11 protein-coding genes are annotated in these 14231 nt (G+C 64.9%); all 11 read left to right on the top strand.

All coding sequences use genetic code 11. The features are described from left to right. Positions 1-64: 64 nt before the first annotated feature. The 11 genes from thrC to HDC35_RS03825 all read left to right on the top strand — a co-directional run bounded on the left by thrC (position 65) and on the right by HDC35_RS03825 (position 14209). Complete coding sequence (gene thrC / locus HDC35_RS03875; protein WP_184643788.1) at positions 65-1462, top strand: threonine synthase; 1398 nt, start codon at positions 65-67, stop codon at positions 1460-1462. 4 nt (positions 1463-1466) lie between these two features. Next, positions 1467-2345 carry a class I SAM-dependent methyltransferase gene (locus tag HDC35_RS03870; RefSeq protein WP_184644000.1) on the top strand — a complete coding sequence of 293 codons (879 nt, stop codon included), beginning with the start codon at positions 1467-1469 and terminating at the stop codon, positions 2343-2345. 145 nt (positions 2346-2490) lie between these two features. After that, positions 2491-2862: a PRC-barrel domain-containing protein gene (locus HDC35_RS03865; protein WP_184643786.1), complete on the top strand. Its 372-nt coding sequence runs from the start codon at positions 2491-2493 to the stop codon at positions 2860-2862. 240 nt (positions 2863-3102) lie between these two features. After that, positions 3103-6114 (top strand): TonB-dependent receptor, encoded by a 3012-nt coding sequence (locus tag HDC35_RS03860; protein WP_184643784.1) that lies wholly within the window; start codon positions 3103-3105, stop codon positions 6112-6114. 102 nt (positions 6115-6216) lie between these two features. Beyond that, positions 6217-7764, top strand: a complete 1548-nt coding sequence (locus tag HDC35_RS03855) for a tryptophan halogenase family protein (protein ID WP_184643782.1) — start codon at positions 6217-6219, stop codon at positions 7762-7764. Positions 7765-7778: 14 nt separating this feature from the next. Further along, complete coding sequence (locus HDC35_RS03850) at positions 7779-8498, top strand: SapC family protein (protein WP_184643780.1); 720 nt, start codon at positions 7779-7781, stop codon at positions 8496-8498. Continuing rightward, positions 8491-9522, top strand: coding sequence for a cupin-like domain-containing protein (locus HDC35_RS03845; RefSeq protein WP_184643778.1), 1032 nt, complete (start codon positions 8491-8493; stop codon positions 9520-9522). The genes HDC35_RS03850 and HDC35_RS03845 overlap by 8 nt, the downstream gene beginning before the upstream one ends. Beyond that, positions 9519-11018 carry a tryptophan halogenase family protein gene (locus HDC35_RS03840; RefSeq protein ID WP_184643776.1) on the top strand — a complete coding sequence of 500 codons (1500 nt, stop codon included), beginning with the start codon at positions 9519-9521 and terminating at the stop codon, positions 11016-11018. Before HDC35_RS03845 ends, HDC35_RS03840 begins: the two co-directional genes overlap by 4 nt. Continuing rightward, entirely contained in the window at positions 11018-11959 is a 942-nt protein-coding gene (locus HDC35_RS03835) for a family 16 glycosylhydrolase (RefSeq protein WP_184643774.1), read from the top strand. The genes HDC35_RS03840 and HDC35_RS03835 overlap by 1 nt, the downstream gene beginning before the upstream one ends. Next, positions 11959-13023: a LacI family DNA-binding transcriptional regulator gene (locus HDC35_RS03830; RefSeq protein ID WP_184643772.1), complete on the top strand. Its 1065-nt coding sequence runs from the start codon at positions 11959-11961 to the stop codon at positions 13021-13023. The genes HDC35_RS03835 and HDC35_RS03830 overlap by 1 nt, the downstream gene beginning before the upstream one ends. Beyond that, positions 13016-14209 carry an MFS transporter gene (locus HDC35_RS03825; protein ID WP_184643770.1) on the top strand — a complete coding sequence of 398 codons (1194 nt, stop codon included), beginning with the start codon at positions 13016-13018 and terminating at the stop codon, positions 14207-14209. The genes HDC35_RS03830 and HDC35_RS03825 overlap by 8 nt, the downstream gene beginning before the upstream one ends. The last annotated feature ends 22 nt before the right edge of the window (positions 14210-14231 follow it).

Here is a 14231-nt window from a genome sequence, read left to right as displayed (position 1 = left end):
TCGGCGATTTCCGAGCCGCGAAATGTTCCATTTCGCGCGAAACCGCTCTAGGCGCATCTCCGTCATGGACTATATCAGCACCCGCGGCTCTGCGCCGACCCTCGATTTTCGTGCCGCGACGCTCGCGGGGCTTGCCAGCGACGGCGGGCTTTATGTGCCGGCGAAATGGCCGCAGCTGAGCCCTGACGAGATCCGCGGCCTCGCCGGGCTCGATTATGTCGAAACCGCGGTGCGCGTGATGGCGCCGTTCGTCGCGGGGGCGCTCGGCGAGGATGAACTGCGCGGGCTGTGCAAGGCGGCCTATGGGCGCTTCAGCCACGACGCGGTGACGCCGCTGGTCCAACTCGACCACCGCCATTGGCTGCTCGAACTGTTCCACGGCCCGACGCTCGCGTTCAAGGACGTTGCGCTGCAATTGCTCGGTCAGTTGTTCGAGACATTCCTGAGCGGAGGCGACACCGACATCACGATTGTAGGCGCGACATCGGGCGACACCGGGTCGGCGGCGATCGAGGCGGTTGCGGGACGCGAACATATCCAGATATTCATGCTCCACCCCGAAGGCCGCGTCAGCGACGTCCAGCGCCGCCAGATGACGACGGTGCTGGCGCCCAACGTTCACAATATCTCGATCGACGGCAGTTTCGACGATGCGCAGGCGATGGTGAAGCGCCTGTTTGGCGACGAAGAGGCGCGCGCAAAAGTCACGCTGTCGGCGGTGAACAGCATCAACTGGGCGCGGCTGATGGCGCAGGTCGTCTATTATTTCTACGCCGCCGTCCGGCTCGGCGGGCCCGATCGTCCGGTTGCGTTCAGCGTGCCGACGGGCAATTTCGGCGACGTGTTCGCGGGCTATGTCGCGGCGCAGATGGGGCTGCCCGTGGCAAAGCTCGTCGTCGCGACGAACGTCAACGACATCCTCCACCGCGCGCTGGCCAGCGGCGATTACAGCGCGGGGACGGTGACGCCGACCGCGACGCCCAGCATGGATATTCAGGTCAGCAGCAATTTCGAACGGCTGCTCTTCGACCTCGCGGGTCGCGACGGCGCCGCGATCACCGCGATGATGGGCGAGTTCGATGCGAAGCGTGCGATGACGATTCCCGCCGACATGCTGGCGGGCGCGCGCGATCTGTTTGCGAGCGCGAGCATCGACGGCGATACGATGGCGCTCGCGCTGCGCTGGGCGCAGGAACGCGGGGGGCAGGTGATCGACCCGCACAGCGCGGTCGGTCTCGCCGCCGCCCGCGCGTTGAACCTCGATGCCGATATTCCGGTTGTCACGCTTGCCACTGCGCATCCCGCCAAGTTCCGCGAGGCGGTCGAGCGCGCGACTGGCGTGCGGCCGTCGCTGCCCGCGCGGCTTGGCAATCTGTTCGATCGCGAAGAGCGCTATACCAGGCTTCCCGGCGATTATGACGCGGTGAAGGCGTTCATTCTTGCGGAATCCGCGCGTGGCTGATCTGCTGCCCCTCGTCACGATCGTCGGCGAGGCGTGGGACGATTATGGGCTGGTCGACAGCGGGAACGGGCGCAAGCTCGAACGCTATGGCCCATATCGCTTCATCCGGCCCGAACCGCAGGCGATGTGGGCGCCGGCGCTGCCGGCGATCGAGTGGGACAAGGCCGACGGCGAGTTCATCCCGGCATCGGACGACGATGGCGGCGGACGCTGGTATTACAGCAAGCCGGTCCCGGCGGAGGGATGGCCGCTCGGCTGGCGCGAAGCGCGATTCACCGCCTCCTGCACACCGTTCCGCCATCTCGGCTTTTTTCCCGACATGGCGCCGGTGTGGGACTGGCTGCGCGAGCGCGTTGCCGACAAGGCCGACCCGGCCTTCCTCAACCTGTTCGGCTACACGGGCGTTGGCAGCCAGGCTCTGGCGGCTGCGGGCGCGTCGGTGACGCATGTCGATGCGTCGAAGAAATCGGTCGCGCAGGCGCGCGAAAACGCCGCGCTTGCCGGCATGGCCGACAAGCCGGTGCGCTGGATCGTCGACGACGCGGGAAAATTTGCCGCGCGCGAGGTGCGGCGCGAGCGACGTTACGATGCGATCCTGCTCGACCCGCCGAAGTTCGGGCGCGGGCCCGGCGGTGAGCGTTGGCAGATCGAGGAGGGGCTTGCGCCGCTGCTCGCCGACTGCCGCCGATTGCTCGACGCGGACAGCCGCGCGCTGTTCCTGACCGTCTATGCCGTACGCATGTCGGCGCTGGCGATCGGCGAGTTGCTCGCACAGATTTTTGCCGATCTGCCGGGTAAGGTCGAATGCGGAGAATTGGCGGTGCGCGAGGAGGCGAGGGGGCTGCTTCTGCCGACCGCGATATTTGCGCGCTGGAGCCGCTGACCGGCCGCAGCCGATCTTCTTTGCGGTGAACCGAGCAACTCTGGCCTGCCGGCCTCGTTGCTGGAATGGGGGGCTTTAACGGGAGGCGGCACGGCCGGATCCTCCGGCGGGTGTGTCGCCCCGGTGCCAAAAAGGAGAATTTCCCATGGCCGACACCCTCGAACGCAACGAGACGCATCGCCTGATTTCGTCAGACAAGGTCGAAGGGACCAAGGTCTATAATCCGCAGAATGAAAAGCTCGGCACGATCGCCAATGTCATGATCGACAAAAAATCGGGCAAGAGCGAATATGCCGTCATGGAATTCGGCGGCTTGTTCGGTCTTGGCAGCGATCACTATCCGATCCCCTGGGACATGCTGACCTATGACGTCGACAAGGGCGGTTATGTGGTCGATATCCCCAAGGACAAGCTGACCGGTGCCCCGCGCTATGCGCGCGACGCAACGCCGGATTACACCGACGAATATGGTCGCAGCGTCTTTGGATATTACGGCCTTCGCTATCCGATGCTGTAACCTCGACGTCCGAAAACGAAAGGAGCGGGCCGGGGCGAACGCGCCCGGTCCGCGCCCCGGCCCGGTCAAGGCGGCGGCGGGGAGGCTTTTGCTGCATACGTTTGCTGCGCAAAATTTCGCAACATTGTGACCCAAATGCCACGCTCGACGCGTTGACAATGAGAACGTTCCCATTTAGATAACGTTCACATAAAGGGAATGCCGCCACCAAAAGAGAGCGGCTGTTTTGGGAGGAATGGGATGCGGGCGTCTCAAAAGCATTGGCTTGCAAAGTTTCTGGTCGGCACGTCGGCGCTGTCGCTGATGGGGGGCGCGCAGGCGGCGCACGCGCAGGAAGCGCCCGCCGACAGCGATGTAAGCGGCGATGACATTGTCGTCACCGGCATCCGTGCCAGCCTTGCCGCCTCGGCCGACATCAAGCGCGAAGCGCAGGGCGTGGTCGATGCGATTTCCGCCGAAGATATCGGGAAATTCCCTGATACCAACCTTGCCGAATCGCTCCAGCGCATCACGGGCGTCTCGATCGACCGTTCGAACGGCGAAGGCTCGCTGGTTACCGTTCGCGGCTTTGGTCCCGAATTCAATCTGGTCACGCTCAACGGCCGGCAGATGCCGACCGCGCTGATCGGCGACGGTGGCAGCGCGCCGTCGTCGCGATCGTTCGATTTTGCCAACCTCGCGTCCGAAGGCATCGCGTCGGTCGAGGTCTACAAAAGCGGCCGCGCGACGATCGAATCGGGCGGCATCGGGTCGTCGATCAATATCCGCACCCCGCGCCCGCTCGACAATCCGGGGATGCGCGGCAGTCTGGCGGTCAAGGGCGTCTATGATTCGTCGCGCAACAACAGCGACCCGATCACGCCCGAAGTGTCGGGCATTTTCAGCACGACCTTTGCCGACGACCGGATCGGCATCATGATCGCGGGTTCGTACCAGAAGCGCAAATCGAGCACCAACACGGCGAATGTCGGCTGGCGCGACGGCTATCTGGGGAACGAGAACAATTGGGGTTCGCTGGCCAATCCGACGCGGATCGAGAATGGCGTCGAGGTGCCCGATCCGCGCTATCCCAACATCACCAACCGCCCCGAGGCTGGCGATGTCTATCAGGTGCCGCAGAATGCGTCTTACGACCTGAACGACATCAACCGCGAGCGCATCAACGGGCAGGCGGTGTTGCAATTCCGGCCGACCGACGGGCTGACCGCCACGGTCGATTATGTCTATTCGCGCAACACGGTCGAAACGCGCAACAGCAATGTCGGCGTCTGGTTCAACCACGAAAACACGTCGAGCGCGTGGACCGACGGCCCGGTCGCCGGGCCGATCTTTTACAGCGAGATATTCGCGCCGCCGACGGAGACGCCCGGACCCGATGCGCTCTATGGCGGCAAGGATCTGTCGTACAGCGGCGCGCTCACCGAAAACCGGGCGGAGAACAACTCGCTCGGCTTCAATCTCGAATGGAAGGGCGCGGACGGCGTATCGTTCGAACTCGACGCGCATCATTCGACCGCCGAGGTCAATCCGGTCAACCGCTTCGGGTCGAGCATGTCGCTGGGCAACGCCGTGTTCGGCGTCCAGAACCAGACGATCAATTTCGAAAATGACCTGCCGGTCATCTCCTACGGCATGTATCCCGGCATCGACCCGCTCGATACGTCGCTGATCACGCCGACGGGCAATGCCTTCCGCAACGCCTTTTTCCGCAACCGGATCAACCAGGTGCAGCTGCGCGGTCAATATGACCATGACGGCGGCTTCCTCGACAGCATCGATTTCGGCGTGTCCTATATCGACAGCAAGGTGCGGTCGGCATTCGGCACGGTCCAGAACGACGACACCTGGGGCGGGGCGGGGCCCGCGTCGGATATTCCCGACGATATTTTCAAGCTCGTCACGCTGCCCGACAAATTCCCGGGGCTTGCCCAGCAGGGGATGATCGAGAGTTTCTATACCTTCGATTTCGAACGGCTCGCCGATCTGAACGAGCAGAATTACCAGGTTTGCAGCAACCCCGCGACGGGCGCTGCGCAGCCGGGCACCTGTCTGGCCGTGTTCAACACCGACCGGCGCATCTCCGAAAAGACGCTGGCGCCCTATTTACAGGTCGCGACGGTGTTCGACCTGTTCCAGAATCCCGCGCATTTCACGGCGGGCATCCGGTACGAGACGACCGATATCTCGTCGGCGGCGCTGGTGCCGGTACCGGTCACGACGACCTGGGTCGGCGATAATGAATTCAACGTCGTCTTTTCGGGCGAAAGCGACTTTACGCGGTTCAAGGGGTCGTACGACAATTGGCTGCCGGCGGTCGATTTCGACATCGCGCCGATGGAGGACGTCAAGCTGCGCGCGTCGTACAGCCACACGATCACGCGCCCCGACTATGCCAGCATGCAGGGCGGCCGGACGATCGACACGCTGTTCCGCGTCGGCGGCGGCACGGGCGCGCAGGGCAATCCTGGATTGATCCCGTACAAATCGAAGAATATCGACCTGTCGGCGGAGTGGTATTACGGGCGCGATTCCTATCTGTCGGTGGGCTATTTCCACAAGGATGTGAGCAATTTCATATCCTCGTCGCGCATCGACAGCAGCGCATTCGGGTTGACGACGCCGGTTGGCGGGCCGCGCTGGAATGCCGCGATCGCGGCGATCGGGTCGGGCGCAACGGTCGCGGAAATTCGCGAATATATCATCGACAATTTCCCCGACACGGTCACGGGCAACATCATCAATGCCGCGCCCGGCGACCCGCTGGTCAATTTCGAAATCACCACGCCGGTGAACAGCGACCAGACCGCATCGCTCAACGGCTGGGAGTTCGCGATCCAGCACAGTTTCTGGGATACGGGGTTCGGCGTCATCCTGAACTATACGATCGTCAACGGCGACGCGACGTACGACAATACAAAGCCGTCGTCGGTGCCGCAGTTCGCGCTGACCGGGCTCAGCGACAGCGCCAACGCCGTGGCATTCTATGACAAGGGTGGGCTCCAGGCGCGTGTCGCGTGGAACTGGCGCGACGAATTTCTCGCTACGACGGGTGCGAATCCCTTCTATACCGAGGAATATTGGCAAATCGACGCAAGTGCGAGCTATGAGTTTATCCCCGGACTCACGGGCTTTGTCGAGGCGATCAACCTGACGGGCGAGGGGCGCCGCGGGCATCTGCGGCACAAGAATAACGTCACCTTCGTCCAGCCGGGCTTCGCGCGCTACGCGGCGGGGGTCAGGTTCAGCTTCTAGGGCTGGGCCGGATTGTCCTCCGCGACGGGCAGGAGAGCCGCGCCTTTCCAGGGCGGCTCTTTTGCGTGACGGCGACGGACGGTTGGCCTAGGATTGCCGGCAATGAATAAAGCGGTCGAGAGGGTTGTCATCGTGGGCGGCGGCACCGCCGGCTGGCTGGCGGCCTCGCTGCTCGCGACGTCGCGGCGGGCGAAGGCGGCGCCGCTGTCGGTGACGGTGATCGAGGCGCCCGACGTCGCGATCGTCGGCGTCGGTGAAGGCACCTGGCCGACGATGCGCTCTACGCTCCAGACGATCGGGCTCGACGAGGGGGCATTTCTCGCGGCGTGCGACGGCGCGTTCAAGCAGGCGTCGCGCTTCGACGGCTGGGTCGATGGATCGGCGGGGGACAGCTATCTCCATCCCTTCACCACGCCCCCGCCCGTCCCGACGGGGGAATTGCTCGCGGCGTGGCAGGCCTCGGCCCCCGACCAGCCTTTTGCCGCGGCGATGAGCGCGCAGGCGGCGGTGTGCATGGATCATCTTGCGCCGCGGCAGCGGGCGATGCCGGACTATCAGGGCGCGGCCAACTATGCCTATCATTTCGCCGCGGAGAAATTTGCGGCGCTGCTGTCGGCGCATGCGACGCAGGCTTTGGGCGTCGAACATATCCGGGCCCGCGTCACCGCCGCGCGGCGTTCGGCAAACGGCGACATCGCTGCGGTGATCACGGCGGACGGAGACGAGATAGCGGGCGACCTGTTCATCGACTGCACGGGGTTCAAGGGGCTGTTGATCGACGGCGAACTCGGCGTCGAGTGGATCGACCGCGGGGACCATGCCTTCAACGATCGCGCGATCGCTTCGCAGGTGCCGGTGCCGCCGGGCAGCCCGATCGCGTCGCAAACGATCGCGACCGCGCACGAGGCCGGCTGGATCTGGGATATCGGCCTGCCGTCGCGGCGCGGCATCGGCTGCGTCTATTCGAGCCGTTTCATGGACGCCGAGCGCGCGGAAGCGATCCTGCGCGACTATATCGCGCGCGAACTGCCCGGCGCGATCCCCGAAGAGGGGGCGTCCGGGGTGCCGATCAAGCATATCAGCTTCCGCACCGGCCATCGTGCCCGCTTCTGGGAGAAAAACTGTCTTTCGATCGGCCTCGCGGCGGGGTTTATCGAGCCGCTCGAAGCCTCGGCGATCGTGCTGATCGAATTGTCGCTGCGCGCGCTGACCGACAATTTCCCGGCCGATCGCGCCGCAATGGACATCCACGCGGCGCGGTTCAACAAGCTGTTCCGTTATCGCTGGGACCGGATCGTCGACTTCCTGAAGCTCCATTATGTGCTCAGCCGCCGCGATGAGCCTTATTGGCGCGTGCACCGTGACCCCGACCATATCCCGCCGCATCTGGCCGACCTGCTGACCTTGTGGCGCGACCAGCCGCCATCGTCGTCGGATTTCCCCTATGTCGACGAGATTTTCTCGGCGGAAAGTCACCAATATATCCTCTATGGCATGGGCTTTCCGGCCCCCGCCGGCTGGCCCGCGAGCGACCGCGCGCTCGCGGCGCTTGCCGAGATGCGGCAGCGCGCGCGCACGCTGGCTGCCGGGCTGCCGACCAACCGCGCTTATCTCGACACACTCGCCGCCGATCGCGTCGCGGCCGAATAGGAAGAAGCAGACGAATGACCCAGCACGCCGTGCTCGACAACAAAGCCCATCGCGACCTGCGGGTGCGGGCGGAGGCGGGCGCCGACCTGGGCGACGGGGTGATGGCGACGCTGACCGTGCCGAGCGAGTTTCGCAACGTCCAGGGGCATTTCCCGATCCTGTTCCGGCGCGAGGTCGACCGCAACGCGTTCATCGCGGTCGCCCTGCTCGGCTTTGAATCGGGCGAGAATCTGTTCCTCGACGGCGATCGCTGGGATGCGCGCTATCGGCCGCTGTCGCTCGCGATCCAGCCTTTCCTGATCGGTCGTCCGGCAAGCGGCGACGGTCCGGGACAGGTGCATGTCGACCTCGCCCATCCGCGCATCGCGACCGACGGCGAGGGCATTCGCCTGTTCGATACCGATGGCGCGCCGACGCCTTATCTCGACCAGATTGCCGAGCGCCTTGGCGATCTCGACGAGGGGTATCGCGCGAGCAAGGGCTTTTTCGACGCACTCGATGCCTATGAATTGCTCGAACCCTTCAGCCTCGAGGTCACGCTCGACGATGGCTCGATCAACTCGCTCGTCGGCTTTCATATCATCGACGAGGCGAAACTGCGCACGCTGGACGGCGAGGCGCTCGGCGCGCTCCACGCCGACGGGCATCTGATGCCGATCTTCATGGCGCTTGCCTCGTTGTCGCAATTGTCGGCGCTCGTCGCACGCAAGAATCTGAGGTCGGGCGGTGGCTGAGCAGGGCGGCGGCTTCACCGACCGCCTCGCGCGGGTGCCCGAGCGGTCATGGGATAAGGGGGCGGGGCCGGGCGCGTTGCTGGAAGGCGCGCGTGAGCCCTTTGTCCTCCGGGGCCTCGTCGCCGACTGGCCGCTCGTCGCGGCGGGCAAACGCTCGGCGCGCGACGCGCGACGCTATCTGCTCAACCACGCGCGCGATCGCCCGTTCAAAGTGTCGATCGGCCCGCCGGGGCACGACGGGCGGCTGTTCTACGACGATGAAATGCAAATGAATTTCCGGGTCGGGACGGGCAAGCTCGCCGATATTCTGGGCGGCATCGACACCGCCGAAGCGCGGGGCGAGGCGCGCACCGTCTATATGGCGTCGATCGATATCCCGTCGCACTTCGACGGGCTCGACGAGGCAAACGCCGTCGAGCTTGGCGACCGCGATCCATTGAAGAGCATCTGGATCGGGACGCGCACGAAGATTGCGGCGCACAATGATTTTCCCGACAATCTGGCCTGCTGCGCCGTCGGGCGCCGCCGTTTCACGCTGTTCCCGCCGGGTGCATTCCGCGATCTCTATCTCGGGCCGATCGACAATACGCCCGCGGGGCGCGTCGTCAGCTTGGTCGATTTCGACGCGCCCGATCTGGCCGCGCACCCGCGCTTCGTCGATGCGATGGCCGAGGCGCTGACCGTCGAGCTTGAGCCCGGCGACGCGATCTTCATTCCGTCGATGTGGTGGCACCATGTCGAGGGGCTTGCCGATTTCAACGTCTTGATCAATTACTGGTGGCGGCGGACCCCGGCGTGGCTTGGCCAGCCGCAGGCGGCGCTCAACCATGCGATCCTCGCGATCCGCGACCTGCCGGCGGAAGACAAGGCGATCTGGCGCGAGCAGTTCGACCATTATGTTTTCGACAATGACGCGAGCGTCACCGACCATATTCCCGAAACCGCGCGCAGCATCCTTGCCCCGCTCACGTCCGAGACGGCGGGCCGGCTGCGCGCCTTCTTGCTGAGGGCCTTGAGCAAATGAACGACAGAAAACCGGTGCAGCGCGTCGTCATTGCCGGCGGGGGCACCGCCGGATGGATGATGGCCGCGGCGATCGCACGCACGATGGGGCACACGGTCGATCTGACTTTGGTCGAGTCCGAGGCGATCGGGACGATCGGGGTTGGCGAGTCCACCATTCCGCCGCTGGTCAATTTCAACCGCATCCTCGGCATCCCCGAACCCGAATTCATGCGCGCGACACAGGCGACCTTCAAACTCGGCATCCTGTTCGACAATTGGAAGCATGACGGCGACAGCTATTTCCACAGCTTCGGCCTGTCGGGTAAGGACCATTGGTCGGCGGGTTTCCAGCATTTCTGGCTCAACGCGCGCGAGCGCGGGCATGAACAACCTTATGAGGATTATTGTCTCGAGCTCGTCGCGGGGATGCAGGGCAAGTTCGCGCATTTGCCCGAAGACCGGATGAATTACGCCTATCACGTCGATGCGACGCTCTATGGCCGCTATTTGCGGAGGCTGGCGGAAGCCGACGGCTGCACGCGCGTCGAGGGCAAGATCGCGCGGGTCGAGCTCGACGGCGAGACGGGCGATATCGCCGCGCTGCACCTCGATGGCGAGCGGCGGGTCGAGGGCGACATGTTCGTCGACTGCACCGGCTTTCGCGGCCTGCTGATCGACGGGGCGCTGCACGCCGGGTTCGAGGATTGGAGCCACTGGCTGCCCAACGACAGCGCGATCGCGGTGCAGTCGAAGCATCTCGGGCCGCCGATGCCTTATACGCAGGCGATCGCGCATGATGCTGGGTGGCAATGGCGCATCCCGCTCCAGCACAGAATGGGCGCCGGGATCGTCTATACAAGCGCCTATCTGTCGCGCGACGAAGCCTATGACCGGTTGATGAACAGCGTCGGCGATCCGCTGATCGAACCATTCGACATCAAGTTCAAGGGCGGCGTGCGGCGAAAACAATGGTATCGCAATTGCGTCGCCGTGGGGCTCGCCGGCGGCTTTGTCGAGCCGCTGGAGGCCACGACGGTGCATCTGATCCAGCGCGCGGTACTGCGTTTCATCCGCCTGATGCCGAATGGGCGCGTCAGCGAACGCGACGCGCAGGAATTCAACGACCAGCAGCGGCTCGACATCGAGCAGATCCGCGATTTCGTCGTGCTGCACTATAAGGCGACGAACCGCCGCGACAGCCCCTTCTGGCGCCATGTCGCGAATATGCCGGTCCCCGATACGCTGCAGCAGAAGATCGAATTGTTCCGCGAAACGGGCCGCGTGTTCCGCAAATATGAGGAGCTGTTCGCCGAGAACAGCTGGGTGCAGGTGATGATGGGGCAGGGGATCGAACCGCAGACCTATCACCCGATCGCCGCCAAGCTGCGCGACGACGAGGTCGAGCGATTGTTCCAGACGCTACGCGACAATATCGCACAGACGGTGGCGACGCTCCCCGAACATCACGCCTATGTCGCGCGTTATTGCGGCGCCGAGGAGCCGAAGGCCGCCTGATGCGCGCGGCAGCGATCCTGATGCTGGCCGCCGCGCCGGTAGCTGTTGCGGCGCAGCCGACCGCCGACGCGGCATGGCGGCTCGCGTGGTCGGATGAGTTTGACGGAAGCGTGATCGACCGCGGCAAATGGGATTTCGAAGTGGATTGCTGGGGCGGCGGCAACAATGAACGCCAATGCTATACCGACCGGCCCGCCAATGCGGCGCTGAGGGACGGCAAGCTGATCATCACCGCGCGCAAGGAGGCGATGACCGGGCCCGCCTTCCCGTTGTCGCAGCGCGGCGACCCAGAAAAGGCGGCGGCAGAGGCGACGAAGCCCTTTACCTCGGCGCGGCTTGTCACGCGCGGCAAGGCGGCGTGGACCTATGGCAAGATCGAGGTGCGCGCGAAGTTGCCGCAGGGGCAGGGGACGTGGCCCGCGATCTGGATGCTGCCCGAGACCAGTCATTACGGCAGCTGGGCGGCGTCGGGCGAGATCGACATATTGGAGGCGGTGAATCTTGGCGTGCGGTGTGACGAATGCGTGGGAGGGATCGAGAACCGCATCCTCGGCACGCTGCATTTCGGAGGGCAATGGCCCGCCAACAAGCACAAGGGCGACGAGACCGCACTTCCCGCCCCGCTCGACGGTTTCCACGTCTTCGGTATCGTCTGGGAAAAGGGCAAGATCGTCTGGACGGTCGACGGCAAGCCCTATGCGACGCGCGTCGCGAGCGAATGGTCGACGAGCGGGTCGGGCGATCCCGCCGCACCGTTCGACCGCCCCTTTCACTTGATCCTGAACCTCGCGATCGGCGGCGGGCTTGCCGAGGGGCGCGGGACGAAGGGAGTCGATGAAAGCGGATATCCCAAAAATATGGAAATCGACTGGGTTCGCGTCTGGCAATGTGACGGTGATGACGTTAGCGATTGCGGCAATATGGAGGGGCAAGACGAATAATGGGGCGTCGGCGGCAGTTGGTTACGATCAAGCATGTTGCAGCCGACGCGGGCGTGTCGTTGCAGACGGTGAGCCGCGTCATCAACAACGAGCCCAATGTCCGCCCCGAAATGAAGGAGCGCGTCCAGGCGTCGATCGACAAATTGGGCTATGTCCCGTCGATCGCGGCGCAGCGGATGAGCGGGTCGCGTTCCTATCTGATTCTCGCGATCAACGACCGCGAACGCACGATCGCCGACTGGCAGGGGCGGCAGGGCGTCGACTGGGTCGACCAGATGCTGCTCGGCGGGATGTTGAAATGCGCCGAATATGGCTATCGCATGATCTTCGAGCTGGTCGACACGCACAATGATCATGTCGAGCGCGAACTGCGCGCGGCGATCGCGGCGCTCCAGCCCGACGGCGTGATCCTGACCCCGCCGCATTCGGATAATCCGCTGATCGTGGGGCTGCTCGACCAGCAGAAAATCCCCTTCGCGCGCATCGGGTCGCGCGGCGGCGCGGCGGGGATTGCGCTGACGATGGACGACGAAGGATCGGCGCGGCGCGCGACGCGGCATCTGATCGACCTGGGACACAGGCGCATCGGCTTCATTCCAGGCTCGCCCGAATATAGCCTCAGCCGCTGGCGCATCGACGGGTGGGAAGCCGAAATGGCGGCGGCGGACCTGTCCACCGACGGGCTGCTGGCCGAGGGCGATTTCACCTATGCGTCGGGCGCCGCGGCGGCGCGGCACTTGCTGGGCGGTGCGAACCCCCCGACCGCGATCATCGCGAGCAGCGACCAGATGGCGCTCGCGACACTGGAGGTGGCGCGCGAAATGGAGCTCGACGTGCCGGGCCAGCTCTCGATCGTCAGTTTCGACAATACGCCGATCGTGCGTTTCACCCAGCCCGCGCTGACCGCGGTCGACCAGCCGGTCGCCGAAACCGCGTCGCGCGCGGTCGAGCTGATCATCGCGGCACAGCGCGGCGCACCGCGCCCGGCCGAACCGACGCGGGTGCGGGGCGGCCTTGTCGAGCGCGGATCGACCGCTGCACCGCCTGTCGCCGTCCATGGCTGACGCCGACGTCCCGCATCGCCAGTCCCTCGCTTTCCTGCTGCTATATGCGCTCGCATCGGCCGGGGGGGCTATCGCCTATGTTCCCTTCCTGACGATCTGGCTGCCCGGCCGCATGACCCAGCTTGCGGGGGCCGGCGACGTACAGATGCTGGGCTATGTCACCTTTTTCGGCGCGATTGCGGCGAGCGCGGGCGGTATCGCCTTCGGCTGGCTCAGCGACCTCACCGGCAATCGGCGCGGCTGGATATTGACCGGGCTCGCGCTGACGATCGGCTTGCTGCTCGTCGTTCCGCTGGCGCAGGATATCTGGACGCTGGTCGCGACGATCATCGCCTGGCAGCTGACGCTCAACATGCTGCTCGGTCCGCTCGCGGCGTGGGCCGGCGACCTCGTTCCCGACGAACAGAAGGGCCTGCTCGGCGGGCTGCTCGCATTCTCGCCGGCGCTGGGCGGCTGGTCGGGGTGGCTCGTCACCTGGCCCGGGCTGGTGTCGGAGGAACAGCGGCTCGTCGTCATCGTCCTGCTCGTTGCCGCCGCCGTCTTGCCCGTGCTGTTGTTCGGCCGCCCGCGCTCCTTTCCCGAACTCATCGCGCCGCCGGATCGCGGCATCGGCGTGCGGCGGATACGGCCGAGCGGCCCCGCAGTACGAATGTGGCTGGCGCGCCTGCTCGTCCAGATCGCCGAGGCAGCGCTTTTTGCCTATCTTTATTTCTGGTTCCGTTCGATCGATCCCGCGATGCACGACAATGAAAAGGCGCGATTGTTCGGCATGGCACTGACGATCGCCATCCCGATCGCGCTCGCCAGCGGGCGCTGGGCCGATCGCAACGACCGGCCGTTCCTGCCGCTCGTCGTCGCGGCCGCGGTGTCAAGCCTGGGGATGGTCGGCATGGCGCTGGCGACCGGGCTCGATGCGGCAAAGGCAAGCTATCTCGTATTCGGGATCGCGACGACGGTGTTCCTGTCGCTGCATAGCGGCCAGACGCTTCGCATCCTGCCGCGCTCGGACCGGCGCGGGCGCGACCTTGGCATATTCAATCTCACCAACACCGTACCATCGCTGATCATGCCCTGGCTGACGATCTCGCTCGTTCCCGGTTTCGGTTTCGATGCGTTGTTCCTGTTGCTGGCGGCGCTGTCGGCGATTGCGGTTCTGCTACTCGCGACGATGCCGCGCCTCCGTTGATCGAATGAAACATGCCTTGCTT

The sequence above is a fragment of the Sphingopyxis sp. JAI128 genome (assembly GCF_014207235.1).
In the GTDB taxonomy this organism is placed as follows: Bacteria; Pseudomonadota; Alphaproteobacteria; order Sphingomonadales; family Sphingomonadaceae; genus Sphingopyxis.
The sequence above is the reverse complement of the archived record's forward strand: the minus strand, read 5'-3'. Positions and strand labels throughout refer to the sequence as shown.